This window comes from Aeromonas media, assembly GCF_000819985.1.
Taxonomy (GTDB): Bacteria; Pseudomonadota; Gammaproteobacteria; order Enterobacterales; family Aeromonadaceae; genus Aeromonas; species Aeromonas media.
Genome location: NZ_CDBZ01000137.1, coordinates 36,629 through 61,312 on the forward strand (window position 1 = coordinate 36,629; position 24,684 = coordinate 61,312).

Below are 24,684 nucleotides of genomic sequence, written 5' to 3' on the forward strand. Positions count from 1 at the left end.
CCCTCGGTCGCCGATGTTTGGCATCATAAACGCCTCAACGGCAGGAGGCTTAATGCAGCAAATCGTGTTTCTCGACAGTGACACCCTGGACGCCGGCATCAATCTGCGTCGCCCCGACTTCCCCCATCACTGGCAAAGCTACCCCGAGACGAGGCCGGAACAGGTGGTGGAGCGGCTCAGTTGCGCCAGCATCGCCATCATCAACAAGGTGCGCATCGGCGCCGCCGAGCTGGCCCGGCTGCCGGACCTGAAACTCATCGCGCTGGCCGCAACCGGCAGTGACAACCTGGATCTGGAGGCGTGCCGCGCCGCCAACGTCGGCGTCTGCAACATCCGCAACTACTCGGGCCCCTCGGTGCCGGAACACGCCATGGCGCTGATGCTGGCCTTGTCTCGCAACCTGTTCGCCTGGCGCCAGTCCCTGCTGGAGGGGCGCTGGCAGCAGAGCGGCCAGTTCTGCTTCTTCGATCACCCCATCACGGATCTGCACGGCAAGCGCCTCGGCATCATCGGCAAGGGCACCCTGGGGCAGGCTCTGGGGCAGAGGGCCAGTGCCATCGGCATGGAGGTCTTTTATGCCCAGAGCCAGGTCGGCGCCAGCCACGACGAGGATCGGTTGCCCCTCGACGAGCTGCTGCAAAGCGCGGACATCATCAGCCTGCACTGCCCGCTCACCCCCTACACCCGCCACCTGATAGGTCCGCGGGAGCTGGCCATGATGAAACCGGGAGCTCTGCTGATCAATGTGGGCCGCGGCGGCCTGGTGGACGAGCAGGCCCTGCTGGAGGCGCTGGCCAACGGTCGCCTCGGCGGCGCCGGGTTCGACGTGGCGAGCATCGAGCCACCTCCCCCCGACCACCCCCTGATGCAGGCGCTGCGTTACCCCAACTTCATTCTGACGCCCCATGTGGCCTGGGCCAGCGAGGAATCGATGCAGCGCCTCGCGGATCAGTTGATCGACAACATCAACGCCTTTGCCGCCGGCAGGCGCCAGCACCGTCTGGTCTGACACGCCGAGGCCGGGGCCGGCAACATCGCTCGGCGGGTATCCCTACCGCCTTCGATACGATGGGCACGAAAAAGGGGCCCCTGGCCCCTTTTTCTCTCTCCTGGCTGACCTCAGTCGTCGTCATGCCATCTGTGCTTGCGGTGCTTTTTGTGATGCTTGTGGTGCTTGTGATAGCGCCTGTCGTCATAGTAGCGATCGTTGTTGCTCTCGTGACCGTCGCCGGTTTTGGCGCCTATGGCCGAACCACCAGCCCCGCCGATGCCGGCACCGATCAGCTGGCCAGTGCTGCCACCCACGCTCTTGCCGATGGCGGCACCGCCCAGGGCACCGACCGCGCCCCCCAGGGCTGCCTCATTCTTGTTGCCCCGGTCGGCCGTGGCCGCACCGCCCGCCGCACCGCCAACAGCGGCCCCCACCAAGGCGCCGGTGTCGCCCCCCAGCTGCTTGCCGATCATGGTACCTGCAACCCCGCCGACACCACCACCGAGTATGGTGTTGACGGTCTCGGACGCCTGCGCCTGACCATTGCCCAACAGCAGCGCGCCCAGCAGCGCCATCGCGCTCATGCCGTATTTTCTCATTTCCATGGGGTACTCCTGTCAAACCTGATGTCTGATTGATTATTTTTCCCTGCACTATACAAAGCGTCCCGGACTCCGCCACCAGGATTACGGCGTCCTCGCCGGCAGGGAAAGTGTCTCTCCTTCGCGACATGGCACAATCACATGAGCTAACCGACTGAAAATGAATTAAAAAAAAAGGTCACATGGGAAATTATCCCCACTGTGACCCCTTTCTCGGCCATTCAGGCCCTTTTTCTCCCGATGGCGGTCAGACAGATACTGTCACGACCTCCCCTTTTGGGGGATCTTGGGTGGGTGACAGGTGCCAGCAATCCCGTCCCTGCCGCTTGCTTTGGTACAGGCACTCATCCGCCCGATCGAGCAGGGCGGCGGCGTCATCCGGATAGCGAGCTCCACCCGCGCTCAGGGTGATGGACTCCTCAAACTCGCGCCACTGCAGCACCCGCACCCGGGTCAGCAGCTGGGTCAGACGCTCCTCGACCTCCTCCTGCTCCCAGGGCAGCAGGGCCGCAAACTCATCCCCACCTATACGGTAGACCTGAGCCTCTCCCAGGGTTCTCGCCATGATGGTGGCCACCCGGAACAGCACCGCATCGCCCACCCCGTGTCCCCAGCTGTCATTGATGCGCTTGAAGCAATCCACATCAAACAGCACCAGCCAATGGGGCGTGCCCTCCTGCGCCAGCCTGGCCCTGCCTTGCTCGAAGGCCCGCCGGTTCATGATGCCGGTGAGGGGATCGTGCAGCAGAGCATCCTGTCCCTCCAGCAAGCTGTTTCTCACCTGACTGATCTCCCCCAGGCTGCCGTGCACGAACCACGTACGCCGGCGCAGCTGGATCTCCATCAGCGCCGCATCCTGGACGAGGCCGCTGAGAGATCGCTGCACCAACGCCTGCTCCTGGCGAAAAATGCGCACCAGAAACAACAGACTGCACAGCCAGATACCGAGCAGTGCCAACGCGGGCAGCACCACCATCAGCAGGGTATCTTGCAGGTTGTCATGAAAGTGGGCGGGAGGCAGATAGATGTTGAGATCCCAGTCGATATCCGACAGCGGGTGTGTCAGGTGGCAACCTTCCCGGATCACCTTCAACTCGGCCCCCTGGCTCGGCGTGCCGGGCACCGCCGGCAACAGTGACAGGTTGTGTCCCACCACCAGTCGGTTTCCCTTGCCCTCGGTGATGTAGATGGCAGCCTGATCGCTGCCCATCGCCCGTCGCAGCGCCGACTGCAGCGAGTTGAACGACATGTCGACCATCAGCAAACCCAGCAGTTCCCCCTCGTCATCCTTGACCCGCTTGATCAGGGTCAAGACCTCTGCGTTGCCGCCGAACTCCTGGTAGGGACCAAACCAGACCAGCTCGTCGCTGTCGTTGGCCAGGGTCTGATACCAGGGGCGCTTCTGTGCCTGGTAGCCGGTCGGCACCTGCCACTCGGGGTAGCTCTCGAGACGGTCGACGCGGGTGTTGTAGAAGTAGAGGAAATGGGCGTCGTGCTTGAATTGGTGGGCGATGGCCCAGATCGGGTTGATGGCAGAGCCCCCCCGCGCGATGGCCCGCTTGTCCAGGGAGGCCTCCAGCACGCCGAGCTGCCGCCGATTGGCCAGCACCATCTCGTGGATCAGGGTGGCGTCGATGGAGGTGAGCATGCGGTCATAGCCGGCGATGGTCTTGTCGATGCTGCGCAGGTAGCTGGCCGCCGCCAGCAACAGGGTGGTGATCAGCACCAGGGCACCGAGCAGAAACGACAGCGGTGTCAGTATGTAGTAGCGCTCCTTGATGATAGCCGCAGCCATGCCATCCTCTATAAAATGTCACATAAGATACATTTTATAGTGGAAAACACCGCCCAAGTATTGATTGAAGTCATTAACAACTACGGTTAATGACAACCAAGACATCAGCGGGCCATACCCGGTTTCATCAAGTGAATATCCATGAAAAGTGGAAACAGTCATCACCCAGCGTTGACGGTTTCTTGCACAGAAGGTGTTATAGTCCATGACTGGATAAATCGGAGCCAGATGACCTTTATCGGCAATGCTGGCGGTGATGATCCACAACCAAGGAGATGTTATGAGCAGTCCGTTTATCGAACAGATCAAAGTACGTCGTACCATCTATGCCCTGGGTGACCAGGTGACCCATTCCGAGGCTCAGCTGACGGCTCTCATCAAGGATGCCATCAAGCACAGCCCTTCCTCCTTCAACTCCCAGAGCTCCCGTGCCGTCATCCTGTTTGGCGAACAGCACCACAAGCTGTGGGACATCGTCAAAGCTGAATTGAAAAAGATTGTACCGCCAGAGGCTTATCCCCAGAGCGAGGCCAAGGTAAACGGCAGCTTCCGCGCAGGCTTCGGCACAGTGCTGTTCTTCGAGGACACCGCCGTCATCAAGGATCTGCAGCAAAAATTCGCCCTCTATGCCGACAACTTCCCCATCTGGTCCGAACATGGCACCGGGATCGCCCAGTTTGCGGTCTGGACCACCCTGGCCCAGGAAGGTGTTGGCGCCTCCCTGCAGCACTACAACCCGCTGATCGACGAGGCGGTCCGCAAGGAGTGGGACCTGCCCGCCAGCTGGCTGCTGCGTGCCCAGATGCCCTTTGGCAGCATAGAGCAACCGGCCGGTGACAAGACCTTCATGGACGACGAGGTCCGCTTCCGGGTCTTCGGCTAACCCCAAAGGCCCCCTCGCCGAGGGGGCCCTTGCCCCTGCTTCCTCCCGCATTTTCCGCTCCGTGCAACCATACTCAGGGCTATCACGCCAACCGCCCTCAGGAGAGACGCATGGGAGAAGCCAGACGCCAGCGTATCTTGTCCACTCTCTATCCCTTGTTTGCCCTGCTCTGTGTCGCCACCCTCATCCTGCTGTTTTCACTTGTCGGCATCTTCACCCGCCCTCCCAGCCTGCTGGCGGCCTTCTGGCCCGCCAATGCCGTCCTGCTCGGCATACTGCTGCGTTACCCGCGCCTGGCCTCGCCCCCAGGCTGGCTGGGGGGCCTGCTGGGTTATCTGCTCGCCTCCCTGTTCACCGAGGACCCGCCCCTCAAGACGGCGCTGCTCACCCTCGGCAACCTGGCCGGCGTCAGCGTCGGCTACCTGCTGTTCCGCCGGCTGGATCACGAAGACAAACGGCTCAGGCGACCCACCTCCATCGTCTATCTGCTGCTGATCGCCATGGCGGCCTCCTTCGCCGCCGGGCTGGTCGGGGCAGCGATCAACCCCATGCTGTTTCAGGGCTCACACCTCTACGGACTCGGCTTCTGGTTCGCCAGCGAGCTGGTCAACTACATGGCCATACTGCCGGTGATCCTGACCCTGCCCCCGCCGGGCACACTGCCGGACTGGCGCCGCCTCCTGTATCAGACAAATATCTCCTGGAGCAGGCTGCTGCCCCTGCTTAGCCTGGTTGGCACCCTGCTGCTGACCCTGCTGATCGAGGGGCCTGGCTCCATTGCCTTTCCGGTCCCGGCCCTGCTCTGGTGCGCCATCAACTACTCCGTCTTTGCGACCAGTCTGCTCTCGCTCTCCTTCAGCACCCTGATCCTGCTCGCCCTCTCCAACGGCTACCTGACCATCAGTCAGGATGTCCAGACTCAGTACTGGATGTTCTCGGTGCGGATCGGCGTCATGTTGATTGCCCTCACCCCGCTCACCGCCGCCAGCATAATGGCGACGCGCAATAACCTGCTGCGCAGGATGGAATACCTGGCGCACCACGATCATCTCACCGGCGTCCTCAATCGGGCTGGCTTCTGGCCCGGTGCCGAACAGATGGCGGAGAAGCTGGAACGGGGGAAACGCCCCCTCGCAGTCTGCATGCTGGATCTGGACAACTTCAAACGCATCAACGACCGCCATGGTCACGAGGCGGGCGACAAGCTATTGAAGGCCTTCACCACCACGGTGAGCCAGCATCTGCGCCAGGAAGACCTGTTCGGCCGGATGGGAGGAGAGGAATTTGCGGTGCTGCTGCCCGATACCACCAGGGCCCAGACACTGGACGTGGTCGAGCGGCTACGGGAGGAGGTTGCTCGGCTGAAGGTGCTGGATGGGGAAGGCAACCCGGTCTCGGTCACTGTGAGCATAGGAATAGCCTGCCAGCACCAGGGTCACTTCAACCTGGACAGGCTGCTCTCCCGCGCCGATCAGGCCCTCTATCAGGCCAAGCACAATGGCCGCAATCGGGTGGAGCTGCACGGGGGCGAAGAGGCAGACAGGAGCTCGGGGGATGCGGCGCCCCCCGCCATGGACTCGGATCCCTCTTGACGCCCCGGCAGATGGAGGCCGGCCTCAGTCCGGCAGCAGGTTCGCCATGCAAAGCTGCAGGCCAGCTTCGTCCTCGGTCAGGCGGATAGCCGCGCCCTGACCCCGTCATCGAGCCGTTTGTCGCCCCCTATCTGCACCACCTGAAAGCCAGCCTGCAGGGCGCTGCGTATCCCCGCCGGGGCATCCTCGAACACCAGGCAATCGGCGGGGGCAAGGCCAAGCTGGCGTGCGGCAAGCAGATAAGGCTCGGGATCCGGCTTGCCCCGCACCACATCTTCTGCCCCGATCAATAGTCTCGGCAACGGCAACGGCAACCCGGCACTGGCCAGGCGGTGCCGCGCCACCCGCTGGCTCGCGGAGGTCACCAGCACCCAGCGCGCCGGCGACAAGGCCCCAAGCAGGGTGCGGGCCCCGGCGATCGGCTCGGCCACCCCCGCATGCTGTATCTCCAGCTCGTCGAGCAGGGCCACCTCCCGGGCCAGATCCAGCTGCGGCGCCAGCGCGCGTATCACCTCCCGCGAGCGCATCCCGTGGCACATGGCCAGCACAGGCTCGGGATCCAGCCGATGGCTCTGGCACCAGAGCCGCCAGACGGTCTCCACCTCTGTGGTGGAGTGCACCAGGGTGCCGTCCATGTCCAGTAACAGGGCCTCGGCTCTCAGGGTGAGCACGGTCATGCGGTTCTCCCCGCCAACACGTCGACGAAGGCCTGCCGCTGGGCCGACTGCTCATAGCAGGCAAGCGCCTGCTCGGTATTGCTCGCCCACACTGGCAGAGGCCCGACGGCAAACCCCTGCTGCAACAGGCTGGTCAGAAGCTCACCCGTCTCCGGCGCCGCCAGTGGCTGGGCCATTACCAGGCTTCCCTTGATCAAGAACAGATAGCGTTCACTCGACATGACATGACTCCTTGTGGCTGGTCAGGGGGCCAAAGGCCCGTTTCGAGACCATTAGAACAAGGGAGTTAGATAATTTATAATCAATAAATCGCCACATTGGATAACCAAATGGAATGAAATTCGACTTAAGACAGCTGCAGGCCTTCGTCATGCTGGCCGAGACCGCCAACTACCGGGAGGCCGCCAGTCGGCTCTTCATCACGCAACCGGCGCTGACCAAGCAGATCCAGGGGCTGGAACTGGTGCTCGGCAGCACTCTGTTCAACCGGGGCCGTCATGGCGCCGAGCTGACCGCCATCGGCACCCAGTTGCTGCCCCAGGCCCGCGCCCTGGTGGAACACGGCAAGGGATTCGAGCAGCACGCTGTGGCGCTGGCGAGTGGCGCCGCTGGGCGCCTCAAGATAGGGTTCGGGTTGTCGAGCTTCGCACTGGCCCCCTCTCTGGTGGCCCGCTTCAAGCAGCAGGCCCCGGATGTAATGGTGCATCTGCAGGACATGACCTCCGCCGTCCAGCACGATTTGCTGCTGGCGGGGCGGCTGCAGATAGGCTTCATGCGAAGGCCGCAGGCGCCACAGCTGCGGGAGCACAGGTTGCTGACCGACCGGCTGGTGCTGGCCGTGCCAAGCCAGATGACGGGGCCGGATCCGGCTACGTTCGACGTGGAGCGGGCGCTGACCACGCAGCCGTTGCTGCAGATGGTGGGCCACCGCTGCCCCGGCCTCAGCCAGCAGATCGCCCGCTTCCTCGGCGCCAACCGGCTGACCGGCATGATCCAGGAGGCGGAGGACATCCAGACTCTGGTGGCCCTGGTGGCCGCCGGCATAGGCAACGCCATACTGCCCCGCAGCGTCGGCTTCATCGCGGGCAAGGACGTGACCCTCTATCCCCTGTCCGGCCCCTGGTCCGAGTGGGAGATAAGCCTGGTGTGGAACCCCGACTTTGCGGATCCCATTCGGGATCGCTTCCTGACCCTGGTCAGGGCGATGCACCCGGAGGGGAATAACCTCTGACAGGAGTGCTGCCCAAACAGGGAAATGGAAAGCAGCAAGGCTGGCTCAATGGCCACACCACTGATCTTCACAGGGGATGCCATCCCCCTCTCCATCCATCTTGGTATTGGGGCAATGTTGCAAGAACCAGGTCGCCTCTTCGCAGGAGGTCATCTGGGAGCAGTGCTGACGACCGTCGCACTGACGGACAAAAGAGGACGCCTGCGCCTTGCCGTACGAGGTACTGGTCTCCTCCTGACTGAAAGTGGGTGCTGCTGGAGGGGAGACAAACTCCGCAGAGAAGCGGGAATAGAGGGAGAACAGTCCCGCCAGCACCAGCAGGGGGACAAGCTTGCCACGCCAGTTGCCCTTGCGGCGAGGGGCGTGATGCACGCGGGCTCTGGGCATGGCGGGTTGTGGTGCCCTCATGTTCACATCGGCCCTGTTCCCGCGATCCGGCATGGGGGACTCGATGGATGGTCTCAGCCCGTCTGCCAGCGAGAGAGGGCGGTCGGAGAAGAACACCTGCACGGCGCAGGGCCTGTCATCCTTGCCGCTCCCGACCTGATAGGAGACCCTCTCTCCCACCTCCGGCAACCTGCCATCGAATTGCAGGGCGGTGATGTGCACGAAGAGATCGGCTCCGCCCTGATCCTGCTTGATAAAACCGAAGCCGCGCTGCGGGTTCCAGCTCGCGATCCTGCCCTGATGTCGCATGTCCTCATCCTTGTGGCCAGCACTGTTTTGACCATGTTGCCTCAAAACGACAGGGTTTCAACAGGGCATTGAAATCAACCCCGTGCCGGCCTGATGCGCCGACGAGCAGACATCAGATACCGTCATCGCTTTCCGGTCAGAGGAACTTTTATACCAGCCCCAGGGCGTAGCGCAGCGCCATCTCCTTGAGCGGCCCCGCCTTGTCCGCCAGGGTTAGGGCCAGATTGCGGGCCAGCTTGAGTGGGCCTATCTCATTGCTGAACACTCCGTAGAAGAGATCCATCCCCGACTGCATCAGCAGGTTGTCGGGGCGGCGACGGCGCTCGTAGCGGCTGGCCAGGGTGATGTCGTGCCAGTCAGCCCCCGCCTTGCCCAGCAGCTCGGTCCAGCAGGCCACGTCCTTGAAGCCGAGGTTGACCCCCTGCCCCGCCAGCGGGTTGATGGTGTGGGCGGCGTCGCCGAGCAGCACCACCCGTCCGGCGTGGTAGTGGTTGGCGTGGCGGCGCACCAGAGGGAAGCTGCCCTTGCCAGTCACCTGGAAGCCGCCGAGCCTAGCCGGGAAATGGCGACGCACCTCCGCGGCCAGGGTCTCGTTGCTCATGGCGGCCAAGGCCCGGATGCGGGCCGGGCTGTCATACCACACCAGGGAGCCGTGCCGGCCGGGCAGCGGCAGGAAGGCCCGCGGGCCCTGCGGGGTGAACTGCTGCCAAGTGATGTCTTCCTGCTCGAACTCGGTGTCGATATTGATCAGCATGCAGTGCTGGCGGTACTCGAAGCGCGACACCCCGATCCCGGCGAGGCGGCGAGTGAGCGACTCGGCGCCGTCGCAGGCCAGCACCCAGCGCGCCTGCAGTTCGGTACCGTCATCGAGCAGCAGGCTGGCGTGCTCGGCACCTTGCTGCAACCGGACCACAGCCGCCGGGGTGTGGGTCTGGATGTTGGGGAAATCCTCCATTCGCCTCAGCAGGGCGAGCTGCACCAGCCGGTTCTCTATGATGTAGCCGAGCTGGGGCAGCCCCAGATCCGCCGCGTCGAAGCGGGTGGCAAAGCCGTCCAGCTCCCAGGTCTCCAGCCGGCGATAGGGGCACAGCCGCATCTGCTGCAGATGCGACCAGGCGCCGGCCTTGTCCAGCAGCGCCACTGAGGCCTGGCTGATGGCGGAGACCCGCAGATCCAGCGGCTGATCCGGGGCGTAATGCTCCGGCAACCGGGTCTCGATGACCCGCACGTTGAGACCCTCTGCCGCCAGCAGGCAGGCGGTGGCGGCGCCCACCATGCCGGCGCCGACGATGGCGATATCACACTGTTCCATAACTTGATTCCTGCAAGGGGTCGCCCCGAACAAGGAAGAGAGGGGCGAACCGGATGGGCATGATAACGCAAGGAGACCGGATAAACAGTGCGTCAGGCGGGCAATTGCCGCGACGGGCCAGGCCATATGGCAGCGGCGCGGCCCCAGACTGGTCAGCACCGGGATTGCGGAGTAAAATGGCCGGTCCTTTGACCCTGCCGATCTTAAACACAGTCAAGAGTAGCAATGAGCAAGAAACTTCATATCAAGACCTGGGGCTGCCAGATGAACGAGTACGACTCGTCCAAGATGGCCGACCTGTTGGACGCCAGCAATGGCTACACGCTGACCGAAGAGCCCGAGGAGGCAGACGTCCTGCTGCTCAACACCTGCTCCATCCGTGAAAAGGCCCAGGAGAAGGTGTTCCACCAGCTCGGTCGCTGGAAGAAGCTCAAGCTGAAAAAACCGGGACTGGTGATCGGGGTGGGGGGCTGCGTCGCCTCCCAGGAAGGGGAAGCCCTGCGTAGCCGGGCGCCCTATGTGGACATCGTCTTCGGCCCCCAGACCCTGCACCGCCTGCCCGCCATGATCAAGCAGGTCCAGGAGGGGCGCGGCGCCCAGGTGGACATCGCCTTCCCGGAGATCGAGAAGTTCGACAACCTGCCGGAGCCCCGCGCCGAGGGGGTCACCGCCTTCGTCTCCATCATGGAAGGCTGCTCCAAATACTGCTCCTTCTGCGTGGTGCCCTACACCCGTGGCGAGGAGGTGAGCCGACCGCTCGACGATGTGCTCTACGAAATCGCCCAGCTCGCCCAGCAGGGTGTGCGCGAAGTGAACCTGCTCGGCCAGAACGTCAACGCCTACCGCGGCCCGACCTTCGATGGCAATGACTGCACCTTCGCCGAGCTGCTGCGCCTGGTAGCCGCCATCGACGGCATCGACCGCATCCGCTACACCACCAGCCATCCCATCGAATTCACCGACGACATCATCGAGGTCTATCGGGACACCCCTGAGGTGGTCAGCTTCCTGCACCTGCCGGTGCAGAGCGGCTCTGATCGCATCCTGACCATGATGAAGCGCCCCCATACCGTGCTGGAGTACAAGTCCAAAATCCGCCGCCTGCGCGCCGTCCGTCCCGACATCACCATGAGCTCGGACTTCATCGTCGGCTTCCCGAACGAGACGGACGAGGACTTCGAGGCCACCATGAAGCTTATCGAAGAGATCAACTACGACATGAGCTTCAGCTTCATCTACAGCCCGCGCCCCGGCACCCCGGCAGCGGACCTGCCGGACGACGTCGACATGGAAGTGAAGAAGGCCCGCCTGACCCGGCTGCAGAACCAGATCAATCACCAGTCCATGCTCATCGGCCGCGCCATGCTGGGCTCGGTGCAGCGCATCCTGGTGGAGGGCCCCTCCAAGATGGATCCCATGCAGCTCAGTGGCCGCACCGAGAACAACCGGGTGGTCAACTTCGAGGGGCCGCACCGCCTCATCGGCGGCTTCGCCGATGTTGAGATCACCGACGTGCGCCCCTACTCCCTGCGCGGCCGCTTCATCCGCGGCGAGGACGAAATGAATCTGCGCATCGCCACGGCGCCGAGCGAAATCCTGGCTCGCCGCCCGGACAACGTCCCCGATGATCTCGGGGTGGCGGCCTTCAGACCCCATTAATTTTCTCCCCCCTCCCGAGGGCGGGGGGAACAGCCGATACGAGGACACCTTGAGCCGACACATTTCGACCCTGAACCTGCACCTGGAACCCGCCGACAACCTGCGTCTCGCCAGCCTGTGCGGCCCCTTTGACGACAACCTCAAGCAGCTGGAACGCCGTCTCGGCATCGAGATCAGCTACCGTGACAACCACTTTCAGCTGCTCGGCAAGCAGGCCCAGATAGATGCGGCGGCCGTCATCCTCAAGCACCTCTATGTGGAGACCCAGCCCCTCAAGGGGGGCAAGGTGACCGACATCATCCCCGAGATGGTGCACCTGACGGTGCAGGAGTCCCGGGTGTTGGAGCAGGACGATGACGAGGCGCCGAGCCAACCCTATGGCAAGGAGGTGACGGTCAAGACCAAGCGCGGTCTTATCAAGCCGAGGAGCCCCAATCAAGCCCAGTACATCGCCAACATAGTGCGCCACGACATCAGCTTCGGTATAGGCCCGGCCGGCACCGGCAAGACCTATCTGGCGGTGGCCGCCGCCGTGGATGCCCTGGAGCGCCAGGAGATCCGCCGCATCCTGCTGACTCGCCCGGCGGTGGAAGCCGGTGAGAAGCTCGGCTTCCTGCCCGGGGATCTCTCCCAGAAGGTGGATCCCTACCTGCGCCCCCTCTACGACGCCCTGTTCGAGATGCTGGGCTTCGAGCGCGTCGAGAAGCTGATGGAACGCAACATCATCGAGGTGGCACCCCTCGCCTATATGCGCGGAAGAACCTTGAATGACGCCTTCATCATCCTGGACGAGGCCCAGAACACCACCACGGAGCAGATGAAGATGTTCCTGACCCGTATCGGCTTCAACTCCAAGGCGGTGGTCACCGGCGACATCACCCAGGTGGATCTGCCGCGCAGCACCAAATCCGGCCTGCGCCACGCGCTGGAAGTGCTGCAGGGGGTCGATGGCCTGTCGTTCAACTTCTTCGAATCCAAGGACGTGGTGCGCCACCCCGTCGTCGCCCGCATAGTGCAGGCCTACGAGGCGTTCGATGCCCAGCAGGCGGCCGACAAGAGCGCTCCCAACACCCGCAACGAGAACACCAGCAAAGAGAGTGCCCAATGAGCGTGACCCTGGATCTGCAGCTGGCCTGCGCCAGCACCGACAGCCTGCCAACCGAAGCCCAGCTGCAAGGCTGGCTCGATGGCACCATCCTGGGTTTCCAGGACGAGGCCGAGGTGACGGTGCGGCTGGTGGACGAGGCGGAGAGCCGCGAGCTCAACCACACCTATCGCGGCAAAGACAAGCCCACCAACGTGCTCTCCTTCCCGTTCGAGGCCCCCCCCGGCATGGAACTGCCCCTGCTCGGGGATCTGGTGATCTGTCGTCAGGTGGTCGAGGCCGAGGCCATCGAACAGGGCAAGCCCCTCATGGCCCACTGGGCTCACATGGTTGTGCACGGCAGTCTGCATCTGCTAGGTTATGACCATATCGAGGACGAGGAAGCCGAGGAGATGGAGCAGCTCGAGCGCGACATCATGCAGGAACTCGGCTTTGCGGATCCCTACCTCGACGACGACGTAGAAGAGTGACAGGCCGGTAAAGAGGTCACCGTCTTGAAACAGACAGCCGCCATCCTTATATCGGCAAGACAACATCCCGAATGTTCACACGAGTAACCAAGAGAGAAAATGACCGACGATCACCCTAGTACCGGCTCGCCGAAGAAAACCTGGCTCGACAAGCTCAGCCAACTCTTCCAGGGCGAGCCAAAAGACCGCAATGATCTGGTAGAAGTCATCGCCGATGCGGAAGAACGTGACCTCATCGATCAGGACACCAAGGACATGATCGAAGGCGTGCTCGAAATTGCCGAGCTGCGCGTGCGTGACATCATGATCCCCCGCTCCCAGATGGTGACCATCGAGAAGTCCCAGCCTGTGGACGACTTCCTGCCCGTCATCATCGAATCCGGCCACTCCCGCTTCCCGGTGATCAACGAAGACAAGGATCATGTGGAGGGCATCTTGCTCGCCAAGGATCTGCTGCCGTTCGGCTTTGGCGGCCATCACGCCAGCGAGCCGCTGCAGCTCGAGAAGATCCTGCGCCCCACTGTGATCGTGCCGGAGAGCAAGCGGGTCGATCGCCTGCTCAAGGAGTTCCGCGAAGAGCGCTACCACATGGCCATCGTGGTAGACGAGTTCGGCGGCGTCTCGGGTCTGGTGACCATCGAAGACATACTCGAACTGATCGTTGGCGAGATTGACGACGAGTTTGACGACATCGAGGATGAGCCGGAAGAGATCCGCCGCATCAGCAAGCGGGTCTTCTCCGTCAGCGCCCTGACCGAGATCGAGGATTTCAACGACTTCTTCGGCACCCAGTTCAGCGATGAAGAGGTAGATACGGTAGGCGGCCTGGTGATGCACGCCTTCAGCCACCTGCCCAAGAAGGGCGAGGAGATAGAGCTGGACGGCTACCTGTTCAAGGTGATGCATGCGGACCGTCGTCGCCTGCAGCAGCTGCAGGTGAAGATCCCGGAGAATCACGCGGCGGCCCAGCCGGAGTCCTGATCCCGCCCTCCCGCGCCATCAATCAACGCCCCTGCTTTCAGGGGCGTTTGTCATTCTGCCGCCCCTGCGCCTTCCCATTCCCCTGCTGCGCTCCCTTCGACATCCGGCTGGCCGGGAGGCTCGCCGTTGGCGCGGTTTGCGGTTAAGATGTCGGCCATTCCACATTCATTCAGCCCAATTCGAGCCCCGATCCCCCGTGAAATCGAAACTTCTGACAAGCCTGTTCGCCCTGGCCTCTGGCGCCATCGCCGTGCTGGCCTTCTCCCCTTTCGGCTACTGGCCTCTGGTGATCCTCTCCCTGCTCGGTCTCTATGCCCTGCTGGACAAGGCCAACCCCAGGCAGGCGGCATGGCGCGGCTTCGGCTATGCCATGGGACTGTTCTTGCCGGGACAATGGTGGATCCATGTCAGCATGACGGAGTTTGGCGGCATCCCGCTGCCCGCTGCCTTCGTGCTGCTGGCCGGCCTCTGCGCCTATCTGTCGCTCTATCCGACCCTGGCCTGCTGGGTCTTCGCCCGCTTCTTTGGCGGTCGCCACTGGAGCCGCTGGCTGCTCGCCTTCCCGGCGCTATGGCTGATGGCCGACTGGCTGCGGGGCGCCGTCATGACCGGCTATCCCTGGCTCTGGTTTGGCTACACCCAGATTGACGGCCCCCTCAAGGGCTTCGCCCCCATCCTCGGGGTACAGGGCATCACGCTCGCCCTGCTGCTCACCACCTCCGCCCTCTGGCTCACCTGGCAAAGCCGCAAACCGGCCTGGCTGCTGCTGCCGGTCGTGCTGGTCGGCGCCGCCCAGGGGCTGATGCAGCTCAACTGGGTGACCCGGGGCGAACCGGTCAAGGTGGCCCTGGTGCAGGGCAATATCGCCCAATCCCTCAAATGGGATCCGGAGGCCCTGATCCCCACGGTGCGCACCTATCAGGATCTCAGCCGCGAGAATCAGGACGCCGACATCATCGTCTGGCCGGAATCGGCGATCCCGGCCATCGAGAAGGAGATGGGTACCTATCTGGAGAGCCTGGACAAGGCGATGAAGGTGAATGACACCGGCCTGCTGGCGGGGATCATCCATTACGATCTGAAGCAGCAGCGCTTCTTCAATACAGTGCTCGGCATGGGGGTGCAGGATCTGGACGGCAAGGAGTCCTATCACTATGAGCACAAGAACCGTTACTACAAGTACCACCTGCTGCCCATCGGCGAGTTCGTGCCCTTTGAAGATCTGCTGCGTCCCATCGCCCCCTTCTTCAACCTGCCCATGTCCTCCTTTAGCCGGGGTGACGAAGTGCAGCCGAACCTGATCGCCAAGGGGCTCAAGTTTGCCGCCGCCATCTGCTACGAAATCATCTTCCCGGACGAGGTGCGCCGCAACGTGCAGCCGGATACCGACTTCCTGCTGACCGTCTCCAACGACGCCTGGTTCGGCACCAGCATCGGTCCCTGGCAGCACATGGAGATCGCCCGGATGCGCGCCCTGGAACTGGCTCGCCCGCTGCTGCGCGACACCAACACCGGCATCACCATAGTCACCGAGATCGACGGCAGCATCATCGCCCAGATCCCGCAGTTCGAGGCAGGAGTGCTGCGCACCGAGGTGCGTCCCGCCCACGGCCAGACCCCCTACCTGCGCTTTGGCAGCTGGCCCATGTATGCGCTGGCCGCCCTGCTGCTCGGCCTGGCGCTGGTATTGCGCCCCCGCGCCCACCCCTGGGCGCGCCAGCGTTGATCCAGCGTTGCTATCCGATAAACAAGAGAGGCGCCCAAGGGCGCCTCTCTTCTGTTCAGTCTGATACCCGCTCAGAACCTGTTCAGGCTCTGTAACGAGAGGTCGTCAGCAAGGTGAAGAGCAGCGCAGGAACCGGAGCGTATAGATATGCGTGAGCCATCGGTTTCACATAAGCGAGCAGCACATGAGCCTTGATCACTGCCTCGCAGCAAGAGCGTGGGCAGGTTCTCAGGGAGAGAGCGGCTCACGGTGATACTCATCGGCCCCGCACTCCGGACAGGTACCGAGCTGCTGCGGGTGCAGCACAGTCTGGCGCCACTCGCAGTGATCGCACACCAGCACCCCCAGCCCCACCCAGTCACCTGCCCGATAGACGCCCTTGTGTTCCAGCTCGTCCGCCAGCTCGCTCCACTCCACCTGGGCGCGGTCGGTCACGTCCGCCAGCCAGGACCACACTGTATCCTTCAATGCCAGCATAAAGGCGGACTCGGGCACCTCGGCACGACTCTCGTCATAGTTGCCGAGATCCCGCTTCACATATTCTGCGATCAGCGCCAGCTCGTCCTGGGTCAGATCGCCGGCCGCCTCCAGATAGGCCTGTACCTTGGCGATCATCCGGTTGAGGCGCTCTCCCTGAAACTCTTCCGTCTCTTCCCACTGCTTCTTGAGCTGGGCGATGAAGGCTTCATACCCTTGTCGACGTTTGTCCATGGCCATTACTCCTCTGCTGAACCCTGATCGTGCCCGGCCTGAGCCAGAGACTGAGCGGTGCTGGCGGTGGTTGCCGCCCTCTGTCACCCTTGCTGCTCCGCGAAACCTCGATGCTGCCCGGGTCGGGCCAGAGACTGGGCGGATGCTGGCGGTTGTTGCCGCCGCAGGATATGGGTATTCTATCGGGATTTCCCAGCCGTTTTATCTATTCATTTCACAGATCCGGATGTCACCAATGCAAGAGCAATACGTTCCCCAATCCATAGAACCAGCAGTGCAAAAGCACTGGGATGCCAAGAAAACCTTCAAGGCCGTGGAGAAAGTAGACAAGGAAAAGTTCTACTGCCTCTCCATGTTCCCTTATCCGTCTGGTCGTCTACACATGGGGCACGTGCGTAACTACACCATAGGTGATGTGATCTCCCGTTATCAACGGCTCAACGGCAAGAATGTGCTGCAACCGATCGGCTGGGACGCCTTCGGTCTGCCGGCGGAAAACGCCGCCATCAAGAACGCCACTGCGCCGGCACCCTGGACCTACGAAAACATCGAATACATGAAGAACCAGCTGAAGATGCTGGGTCTGGGCTATGACTGGGACAGAGAGCTTGCCACCTGCAAGCCGGACTACTATCGCTGGGAGCAGTGGTTCTTCACCAAGCTCTACGAGAAGGGTCTGGTCTACAAGAAGACCTCCTCCGTCAACTGGTGTCCGAACGACATGACGGTGCTGGCCAACGAGCAAGTGATCGACAACTGCTGCTGGCGCTGCGACACCCCGGTGGAGCAGAAAGAGATCCCCCAGTGGTTCATCAAGATCACTGACTACGCCGAAGAGCTGTTGAATGACATCGACAACCTCGAAGGCTGGCCGGAGATGGTCAAGACCATGCAGCGCAACTGGATTGGTCGCTCCGAAGGGGTCAACATCAGCTTCAATATCGAGGGTCAGGACGAGCAGCTGGAGGTCTACACCACCCGCCCGGACACCTTCATGGGTGTGACCTATGTGGGCATAGCCGCCGGTCACCCGCTGGCCGCCCAGGCTGCCGCGACCAATCCCGAGCTGGCCGCCTTCATCGAGGAGTGCAAGCACACCAAGGTCGCCGAGGCTGACATGGCGACCATGGAGAAGAAGGGCATGGCCACCGGCCTCTATGCCATTCACCCGCTGGATGGCCGCAAGGTGCCGGTCTGGGTCGCCAACTTCGTGCTGATGAACTACGGTACCGGCGCCGTGATGGCGGTACCGGGCCACGACCAGCGCGACTTCGAATTCGCCACCAAATATGGCCTCGACATCAAGGCCGTGATCAAGCCAGCCGATGGCGAGGTGGACGTGAGCGCGGCCGCCTACACCGAGAAGGGCGTACTGTTCAACTCCGGCGAGTTCGACGGTCTCGACTTCCAGGGCGCGTTTGATGCCATCGCCAACAAGCTGGAAGCCCTCGGCCACGGCAAGCGCACCGTCAATTTCCGTCTGCGTGACTGGGGTGTTTCCCGTCAACGTTACTGGGGTGCTCCCATCCCGATGCTGACCCTGGCTGATGGCACAGTCGTGCCGACGCCGGAAGATCAACTGCCGGTGCTGCTGCCCGAAGACGTGGTAATGGATGGCATCCAGAGCCCCATCAAGGCCGACCCCGAGTGGGCCAAAACCACTTACAACGGTCAGGAAGCGTTCCGCGAGACCGATACCTTCGACACCTTTATGGAGTCCTCCTGGTACTACGCCCGCTACTGCTCCCCGGACTACGACAAGGGCATACTGGACCCAGCTGCTGCCAACCACTGGCTGCCGGTGGATCAGTACATCGGCGGCATCGAGCACGCCTGTATGCACCTGCTCTACGCCCGCTTCTTCCACAAGCTGCTGCGTGACGCTGGCTTGGTGAACAGCGACGAGCCGTTCAAGCGCCTGCTCTGCCAGGGCATGGTGCTGGCAGACGCCTTCTACTACAAGGACGAGAAGGGCGGCAACGTCTGGGTCAGCCCGACCGAGGTCAAGGTAGAGCGTGACGACAAGGGCCGCATCACCAAGGCCGTGGACAATGAGGGCCGTGAAGTCATCCACTCCGGCATGACCAAAATGTCCAAGTCCAAGAACAACGGCATCGATCCGCAGCTGATGGTAGAGCGTTACGGCGCCGATACCGTGCGTCTGTTCATGATGTTCGCCTCCCCGGCCGACATGACCCTGGAGTGGTCCGACTCCGGCGTAGAGGGCGCCCAGCGCTTCTTGCGTCGCCTGTGGCGCACCACCTTCGAGCACGTCTCCGGCGGGGCCGTTGCCGCGCTGGATCTGGCTGCCCTCACCAACGAGCAGAAAGCGGTACGCCGTGAACTGCACAAAACCATCGCCAAGGTGAGCGATGACGTGGGTCGCCGTCAGACCTTCAACACCGCCATCGCCGCCATCATGGAGCTGATGAACAACCTGGCCAAGCTGGGCTCTGACGAGCAGGACCGCGCCCTGATGCAGGAAGCGCTGGAAGCCGTCGTCGTCATGCTCTACCCCATCACCCCGCACATCGGTTTCGAGCTGTGGAAGATGCTGGGCAAGGAAGGGGACATAGACGTGACCGGCTGGCCGGTGGCCGATGAAGCCGCCATGGTCGAGACCGAGAAGCTGGTGGTGGTGCAGATCAACGGCAAGATGCGCGGCAAGCTGACCGTCCCGGCCGAGATAAGCCAGGCCGACGTCGAGAAGCTGGCCATGGCCGATGCGTCGGTGCAGAAGTTCACCGAAGGCCTGACAGTGCGCAAGGTCGTCTATGTACCGGGCAAGCTACTCAACATAGTCGCAAACTGAGGATGACCGCCCCTATTCCCTCCCCATGGGAAGGAGCGGGGGGTCTGAACGGACGTATGACGGCGGGCAAGCGCCCGCCGTTCTTCACTTGATGCAAAGAGGAATTCACATGGGCATGTCCCTCACTCGCTGGATTGCCATCATGCTGACGGGCCTGCTGCTGCAGGCCTGCGGTTTTCAGATGCGGGGAACCGCCATCCCCCCCGAGCTGATGACCATGAAGGTGGTCGGTGACAACAAGAGCGACTTTTATCGGCTGGTGACCACCCGCCTCAAAGCCTCCGGGGTGACCCTGGCTGACAAGGAGGGCATTCCGGTACTGACCCTGTCCGGGGTACGCAGCAGCAGCCAGGTCGCCTCCGTTGACTCAATCGGCCAGGACCGCGAGTACCTGCTGGGTTACAGCACCCAGTTCACCGTCTCCATGCCGGGCAAGCCGACCCAGGTCTTCCCCATCACCTTCAACCGCAGCTTCCTGAACAAGCCGGATGCGGCGCTGGCCTCCTCCCGCGAGCAGGAACAGCTTGGCAAGGAAATGCAGGAGCAGGCCGCGAACCTGGTGATCCGCCAGTTGAGCCAGGTCAAGTTCTGATGCGCGTATCTTGATGAGAGTGTGTTGATGAGAGTCTATCCCGAGCAGTTCGCAGATCATCTCAAGGCAGGGCTCAAGCCCTGCTATCTCGTTTTTGGTGACGAGCCGCTGCTCAAGCTCGAGGCCATCGACGCCGTGCGTCAGGTGGCCCGCAAGCAGGGTTTCGATGAACGCCACAGCTTCGTGGTGGAGGCCGGGCTGGACTGGAATCAGGTCTATGACGCCTGTCAGGCCATGAGTCTCTTCTCGGCCCGCCAGATCATCGAGCTGGAACTGCCCGCCAAGGTCGACAAGGATCTGGCCGCCCGCATCACGGAGATCGGCAAACAGCTGCATCCCGACCTGCTGCTGGTGCTCTCGGGGGGGCGTCTCAACCAGACCCAGATGAAGGCAGCCTGGTTCGACAAGCTGAGCCAGAGCGGCACCTATGTGCCGGTCAATCACCCCGAGCCCCGTTTCTTCCCGCGCTGGATGAGTGCGAGATTTCAACGCTTTGGCCTCAAGGTGCTGCCGGATGCAGTCAACTTCATGTGCCACGCCTTTGAGGGCAACCTGCTGGCCGCGAGCCAGGAGATAGAGAAGCTGACCCTGCTCGGCCCACCCCAGCCTATCAGCGTCGCCTATCTGCAAGAGACCATCATACGCCACGCCCACTTCACCCCGTTCCAGCTGGTCGATACCCTGCTGGAGGGCAAGGTGAACCGGGCTCAGCGTATCCTGCTGGCGCTGCGAGCCGAAGGCACCGAGCCCGGCATGCTGGCCTGGACCCTGTGCCGGGAGCTGGAGCAACTCACCGAGCTGGCCCTGGCAGCCCGCGCCGGTCAGCCGCTGGTGGAACACTTCAGCCGGTTGCGCATCTGGCAGAGCCGCCAGCAACTCATTCAGCAGGCCCTGACCCGGCTACCCGTTGGCAAGATACAGCAGCTGTGGCAGCTGATGGCCCGGCTCGATGACGCCCAGCGCCGCTTCGACACCGAGCAGGCCTGGCTGATGTTGCAGACCATCGCCCTGGGTTTTCGCGATGGCGCGCCGCTGCCCCTGCTGGAGGTGGAACCATGCTGATCGCACCGGTTAAACGCCGGGCGGGCTCCTTGGCACCCTTCCATGATCTGACTGGGAGAGTCTCATGCTGAAGGCCCCCATCGGCATCCTGGGCGGCACCTTCGACCCCATCCACATCGGTCATCTGAGGCCCGCCATCGAGGCACGCGACGCTCTGGGCCTGGCCGAGGTGCGCCTGCTCCCGAACCATATTCCGCCCCATCGCGCCAACCCGTTCTGCTCCAGCGAGCAACGGCTCGCCATGGTCGCGCTGGCGGCGGCGGAGAACCCGGGCTTCGTAGTGGATGAGCGGGAGCTGCAACGGGATAAACCGTCCTGGACCATAGACACTCTCATCGAGCTCAGCCAGGAGCTGCCGGATACCCCGGTCTGTTTTCTGATGGGCATGGACTCCCTGCTCGGCTTGCCAAGCTGGCATCGCTGGCAGGAGCTGCTCGATCATGCCCACCTGGTGGTGAGCATGCGCCCGGGCTGGCAACCGGATTACCCGGGCGAGGTGGCCAGCCTGCTGGCCCGCCACCAGACCCGGGATGTGCAGGATCTGCATCGACACCGCCAGGGCCATGTCTGGATCGCCGACAACCTGCCCATCGAGCTGTCGGCCACCCGGCTGCGGGCTCTGCTGGCGGCGGGGCAGGACCCCAGGTACCTGCTGCCGGCCCCGGTTGCCGACTACATCCGGCGGCATCGGCTCTATCAGCCATCACCAAGCCGGTGAGCGGCGCCACGCGGGCTTGTCAGCCGACACCCTGAGGCGCACCCGGCACAGGCTTGACTATTGTCCCGCCCGGTTGCGCACTATAGTGATCAACAGGGGCCTGCCTTGCCCACGGGCGGCGGCCCCGGATCCATTCCCCTTTGCCAGACTGGGAAACGGGAGTGACCATGATATAATCCGCCGCCCTCTGGCGCCGGAAGATAGGAGAAGACATTGCAAGGCCAAGAACTGCTCGCCTTTATCGTCGACAAGATCGATGACATGAAAGGCCGCGACATCATCACCCTGGATGTCCGCGGCAAATCCAGCATCACGGACACCATGATCATCTGCTCCGGCAACTCCAATCGCCACGTCAGCGCCATCGCCCACAACCTGGCCAGCGAGGCCCGTCATGCGGGGCTCGACCTGCTGAGCGTGGAAGGGGAGCTCACCGGTGAGTGGGTGCTGGTGGACATGGGTTCCGTCATCGTCCACGTGATGCAGGATGAGTACCGCGATTTCTACCAACTGGAAAAGCTCTGGGGCGGCGCCCAAGTACAGGTGCAATAAGGGTGCAAGCGTAAAGAACGATGAAGATCCAGTTGATTGCAGTGGGCACCAAGATGCCTGCCTGGGTAGAGCGTGGCTTCGAAGAGTACCGTCGCCGTTTCCCGAAAGACATGCCGTTCGAACTCGTCGAGATAGGCGCGGGCAAACGCGGCAAGAATGCCGACATTCCCCGCATCCTGCAAAAGGAGGGGGAAGCCATGCTGGCCGCCGCCGGCCGCTCGCGCATCGTCACCCTGGACATTCCCGGCAAGCCCTGGACCACGGAGCAACTCGCCGTGTCGCTGGAAGCCTGGAAGCTCGATGGCCGGGATGTGGCGCTGCTGGTGGGCGGGCCTGAAGGCCTCTCCCCCGAGTGCAAGGCCGCCGCCGAACAGAGCTGGTCCCTGTCGCCCCTGACCCTGCCCCATCCGCTGGTGCGGGTACTGGTGGCCGAGAGCCTCTATCGCGCCTGGAGCATCACCACCAATCATCCGTATCACAGAGAGTGATCCATGCAGAGCCCACGCATTCCGCTCACCCGCCCTGCCCCCGGAGCCTGAGCATGCATACCACCTCTCTCACCCGCACGTCAGCCATAAGGTAACGGCATGCTGAAGAATCGCATCGAAATGCGCGATCACAGTGCCGAGGGACGTCTGTTCTTCCGGCGCACCCTGGTCGCCTACATCGGCATGGTCGTCCTCATGCTGGTGCTGCTGGGTAATCTCTATTACCTGCAAGTGGAGTCTTACGAAACCTATCAGACCCGCTCCAACGACAACCGGATCCGGGTCGTGCCGGTGGCACCGCCACGGGGCCTCATCTATGACGCGAACGGCGTACTGCTGGCGGAGAACCGCCCGGTCTACAGCCTGGAAATCGTGCCGGAAGAGACCAAGGATCTGGAGAAGACAGCCGACGAGCTGATCACCCTGCTGGCCCTGCCGGAGGGGACCAAGGAGCGGTTCCTGGCCGAGGTGAAGCGCCAGCGCCGCTTCAAACCGGTGCCCCTGTTCGAGAAGCTGACCGAGTATCAGGTCGCCCTCTTCTCGGTCAACCAGCACAACTATCCGGGCGCCAGCATAGAGGCCTACCTCAAGCGCTACTATCCGTTTGGCGATACCCTGACCCATGCGCTGGGCTATGTGGCCAAGATCAACACCCGTGACGTGGAGCGCCTCGACAAGGAGGACAAGCTCGCCAACTATGCCGCCACCAAGGACATAGGCAAGCAGGGGGTGGAGAAGTTCTACGAGGATCAGCTGCACGGCGTGGCGGGCTACCAGGAGGTCGAGGTCAACAACCGCGGCCGGGTGGTGCGTACCCTCAAGTTCCAGCCGCCGGAGCCCGGCAAGGACATCTACCTCAACATCGACATCCGCCTGCAGCTTAAAGCACAGGAGCTGCTGGCCGGTCGTCGGGGCGCCATCGTCATGATGGATCCCAATACCGGCGCCATCCTGGCCATGGAGTCGAGCCCGAGCTACGACCCCAACCTGTTCGTGACCGGCATCTCCAACACCAACTACTCGGCGCTGCTCAATGATCCGGCGCGCCCGCTGGTGAACCGTACCACCCAGGGCATCTATGCCCCCGCCTCCACCGTCAAGCCCATGATGGCGGTGATGGGGCTGAACGAGGGAGCCATCACCCCCAACTATCGCTACTTCGGCGGTCCCAGCTTCTCCATCCCGGGCACCACCAAGAAGTTTCGCGACTGGCGCCGCTGGGGCCATGGCTGGCTCGACGTCTATCGCGCCATCGAGGTATCGGCGGACACCTACTTCTACGATCTCGCCTACCGGGTCGGCATCGACAAGATCCACAGCTACATGACCAAGTTCGGCTTCGGTCAGTACAGTGGCGTCGACCTCTATGAAGAGACCAAGGGGGTCATGCCGTCCCGCGACTGGAAGATGGCGCGCTGGCGTCAGCCCTGGTATCAGGGGGACACCATCTCCATCGGTATCGGCCAGGGCTACTGGAGCTCCACCCCCATCCAGCTCGCCAAGGCGATCAGCATCCTGACCCAGAACGGTCACGACGTGACGCCACACCTGCTCAAGAGCACCGCCTCGGCGGATGGCGTGGTCAATGCCCCCATCAACCCGAACGTGGCCATCGCCGCCAAGAGCGACACCTACTGGCAGGTGGCCAAGGACGGCATGTGGCGCGTCATCAACGGTCACGAGGGCACCGGCCGCCGCGCCTTTGCCAATACCCCCTACAAGGCGGCGGGCAAATCCGGTACCGCCCAGGTGGTGGGCCTGAAAGAGAACCAGGTCTACAACGCGGCCACCACCAAGGTGGAACACCGCGACAACGCCCTGTTCGTCGCCTTCGCGCCGTTCGAGGCCCCCAAGGCCGTGGTCGCCCTGGTGCTGGAAAACGCCGGTGGCGGCAGTGCCATGGGGGCGCCGGTCGCCCGCCACATGCTGGATGCCTACCTGCTGCCGCCGGAGCCACAGTTGCCCCCCGCCCCCAGCAAGCCATCCACCCAAAGCCCGGATCAGAGCGAGGCCGTTCCCAATGAGTAAC

General features: G+C 62.9%; 24 protein-coding genes. 16 read left to right on the forward strand and 8 right to left on the reverse strand.

What is annotated here, in order from left to right:
* Positions 1-52: 52 nt before the first annotated feature.
* On the forward strand, positions 53-1,009 hold the full coding sequence (locus tag BN1127_RS12015) for a D-2-hydroxyacid dehydrogenase (protein WP_042649606.1): 957 nt from the start codon (positions 53-55) through the stop codon (positions 1,007-1,009).
* 110 nt (positions 1,010-1,119) lie between these two features.
* On the opposite strand, the gene BN1127_RS12020 is transcribed toward BN1127_RS12015, so the two are convergent.
* From BN1127_RS12020 to BN1127_RS22125, 3 genes are all read right to left on the reverse strand, one after another.
* Positions 1,120-1,596, reverse strand: coding sequence for a glycine zipper domain-containing protein (locus tag BN1127_RS12020; protein ID WP_042649607.1), 477 nt, complete (start codon positions 1,594-1,596; stop codon positions 1,120-1,122).
* 244 nt (positions 1,597-1,840) lie between these two features.
* Complete coding sequence (locus BN1127_RS12025) at positions 1,841-3,388, reverse strand: sensor domain-containing diguanylate cyclase (protein WP_042649608.1); 1,548 nt, start codon at positions 3,386-3,388, stop codon at positions 1,841-1,843.
* Between the two features lie 18 nt (positions 3,389-3,406).
* Positions 3,407-3,655: a hypothetical protein gene (locus BN1127_RS22125; protein WP_156139769.1), complete on the reverse strand. Its 249-nt coding sequence runs from the start codon at positions 3,653-3,655 to the stop codon at positions 3,407-3,409.
* Positions 3,656-3,668: 13 nt separating this feature from the next.
* Between BN1127_RS22125 and BN1127_RS12030 the strand changes: the two genes are divergently transcribed.
* Positions 3,669-4,271, forward strand: a complete 603-nt coding sequence (locus BN1127_RS12030) for a nitroreductase family protein (protein ID WP_042649609.1) — start codon at positions 3,669-3,671, stop codon at positions 4,269-4,271.
* 110 nt (positions 4,272-4,381) lie between these two features.
* Positions 4,382-5,863: a sensor domain-containing diguanylate cyclase gene (locus tag BN1127_RS12035; RefSeq protein ID WP_042649610.1), complete on the forward strand. Its 1,482-nt coding sequence runs from the start codon at positions 4,382-4,384 to the stop codon at positions 5,861-5,863.
* A gap of 77 nt (positions 5,864-5,940) precedes the next feature.
* Here BN1127_RS12035 and BN1127_RS12040 read toward each other — a convergent pair whose 3' ends face one another.
* Together BN1127_RS12040 and BN1127_RS12045 are read right to left on the reverse strand one after the other, a co-directional pair.
* Positions 5,941-6,540, reverse strand: coding sequence for an HAD-IA family hydrolase (locus BN1127_RS12040; RefSeq protein WP_042649611.1), 600 nt, complete (start codon positions 6,538-6,540; stop codon positions 5,941-5,943).
* The gene (locus BN1127_RS12045) at positions 6,537-6,761 is read right to left on the reverse strand and encodes a hypothetical protein (protein ID WP_025326108.1); all 225 of its coding nucleotides are present in this window, start codon (positions 6,759-6,761) and stop codon (positions 6,537-6,539) included. The genes BN1127_RS12040 and BN1127_RS12045 overlap by 4 nt, the downstream gene beginning before the upstream one ends.
* A 113-nt stretch (positions 6,762-6,874) precedes the next feature.
* Here BN1127_RS12045 and BN1127_RS12050 point away from each other — a divergent pair, with 113 nt between their 5' ends.
* Positions 6,875-7,771: a LysR family transcriptional regulator gene (locus BN1127_RS12050; RefSeq protein ID WP_005329839.1), complete on the forward strand. Its 897-nt coding sequence runs from the start codon at positions 6,875-6,877 to the stop codon at positions 7,769-7,771.
* A gap of 45 nt (positions 7,772-7,816) precedes the next feature.
* Here the strand turns inward: BN1127_RS12050 and BN1127_RS12055 are convergent, their stop codons facing one another.
* The gene (locus tag BN1127_RS12055) at positions 7,817-8,467 is read right to left on the reverse strand and encodes a cold shock domain-containing protein (RefSeq protein WP_042649612.1); all 651 of its coding nucleotides are present in this window, start codon (positions 8,465-8,467) and stop codon (positions 7,817-7,819) included.
* A 148-nt stretch (positions 8,468-8,615) separates the two neighbouring features.
* Positions 8,616-9,779, reverse strand: a complete 1,164-nt coding sequence (locus tag BN1127_RS12060; protein WP_042649613.1) for an FAD-dependent monooxygenase — start codon at positions 9,777-9,779, stop codon at positions 8,616-8,618.
* Between the two features lie 225 nt (positions 9,780-10,004).
* Here BN1127_RS12060 and miaB point away from each other — a divergent pair, with 225 nt between their 5' ends.
* The 5 genes from miaB (at position 10,005) to lnt (ending at position 15,720) form a co-directional block, all read left to right on the forward strand.
* Positions 10,005-11,438 carry a tRNA (N6-isopentenyl adenosine(37)-C2)-methylthiotransferase MiaB gene (gene miaB, locus BN1127_RS12065; protein ID WP_042649614.1) on the forward strand — a complete coding sequence of 478 codons (1,434 nt, stop codon included), beginning with the start codon at positions 10,005-10,007 and terminating at the stop codon, positions 11,436-11,438.
* Between the two features lie 49 nt (positions 11,439-11,487).
* On the forward strand, positions 11,488-12,546 hold the full coding sequence (locus BN1127_RS12070; RefSeq protein ID WP_042649615.1) for a PhoH family protein: 1,059 nt from the start codon (positions 11,488-11,490) through the stop codon (positions 12,544-12,546).
* Positions 12,543-13,013 carry an rRNA maturation RNase YbeY gene (gene ybeY / locus BN1127_RS12075; protein WP_042649616.1) on the forward strand — a complete coding sequence of 157 codons (471 nt, stop codon included), beginning with the start codon at positions 12,543-12,545 and terminating at the stop codon, positions 13,011-13,013. The genes BN1127_RS12070 and ybeY overlap by 4 nt, the downstream gene beginning before the upstream one ends.
* A gap of 99 nt (positions 13,014-13,112) precedes the next feature.
* A complete protein-coding gene (corC, locus tag BN1127_RS12080) occupies positions 13,113-13,994 on the forward strand; it encodes a CNNM family magnesium/cobalt transport protein CorC (RefSeq protein ID WP_005329827.1) in 882 nt (293 codons plus the stop codon).
* Between the two features lie 196 nt (positions 13,995-14,190).
* On the forward strand, positions 14,191-15,720 hold the full coding sequence (gene lnt, locus BN1127_RS12085; RefSeq protein WP_042649617.1) for an apolipoprotein N-acyltransferase: 1,530 nt from the start codon (positions 14,191-14,193) through the stop codon (positions 15,718-15,720).
* A 228-nt stretch (positions 15,721-15,948) separates the two neighbouring features.
* Here the strand turns inward: lnt and BN1127_RS12090 are convergent, their stop codons facing one another.
* A complete protein-coding gene (locus BN1127_RS12090; protein WP_042649638.1) occupies positions 15,949-16,431 on the reverse strand; it encodes a zinc ribbon-containing protein in 483 nt (160 codons plus the stop codon).
* 235 nt (positions 16,432-16,666) lie between these two features.
* Between BN1127_RS12090 and leuS the strand changes: the two genes are divergently transcribed.
* The 7 genes from leuS (at position 16,667) to mrdA (ending at position 24,683) form a co-directional block, all read left to right on the forward strand.
* On the forward strand, positions 16,667-19,243 hold the full coding sequence (gene leuS / locus BN1127_RS12095; RefSeq protein WP_042649618.1) for a leucine--tRNA ligase: 2,577 nt from the start codon (positions 16,667-16,669) through the stop codon (positions 19,241-19,243).
* 109 nt (positions 19,244-19,352) lie between these two features.
* Positions 19,353-19,835: an LPS-assembly lipoprotein LptE gene (locus BN1127_RS12100; RefSeq protein ID WP_041205225.1), complete on the forward strand. Its 483-nt coding sequence runs from the start codon at positions 19,353-19,355 to the stop codon at positions 19,833-19,835.
* A gap of 27 nt (positions 19,836-19,862) precedes the next feature.
* Positions 19,863-20,897, forward strand: a complete 1,035-nt coding sequence (gene holA, locus BN1127_RS12105; RefSeq protein WP_042649619.1) for a DNA polymerase III subunit delta — start codon at positions 19,863-19,865, stop codon at positions 20,895-20,897.
* Between the two features lie 64 nt (positions 20,898-20,961).
* Positions 20,962-21,615 (forward strand): nicotinate-nucleotide adenylyltransferase, encoded by a 654-nt coding sequence (gene nadD, locus BN1127_RS12110; protein ID WP_042649620.1) that lies wholly within the window; start codon positions 20,962-20,964, stop codon positions 21,613-21,615.
* A 213-nt stretch (positions 21,616-21,828) separates the two neighbouring features.
* Positions 21,829-22,167: a ribosome silencing factor gene (gene rsfS, locus BN1127_RS12115; protein WP_042649621.1), complete on the forward strand. Its 339-nt coding sequence runs from the start codon at positions 21,829-21,831 to the stop codon at positions 22,165-22,167.
* Between the two features lie 20 nt (positions 22,168-22,187).
* Positions 22,188-22,655, forward strand: coding sequence for a 23S rRNA (pseudouridine(1915)-N(3))-methyltransferase RlmH (gene rlmH, locus BN1127_RS12120; protein WP_025326093.1), 468 nt, complete (start codon positions 22,188-22,190; stop codon positions 22,653-22,655).
* Between the two features lie 99 nt (positions 22,656-22,754).
* Positions 22,755-24,683, forward strand: coding sequence for a penicillin-binding protein 2 (gene mrdA / locus BN1127_RS12125; RefSeq protein WP_042649622.1), 1,929 nt, complete (start codon positions 22,755-22,757; stop codon positions 24,681-24,683).
* The last annotated feature ends 1 nt before the right edge of the window (position 24,684 follow it).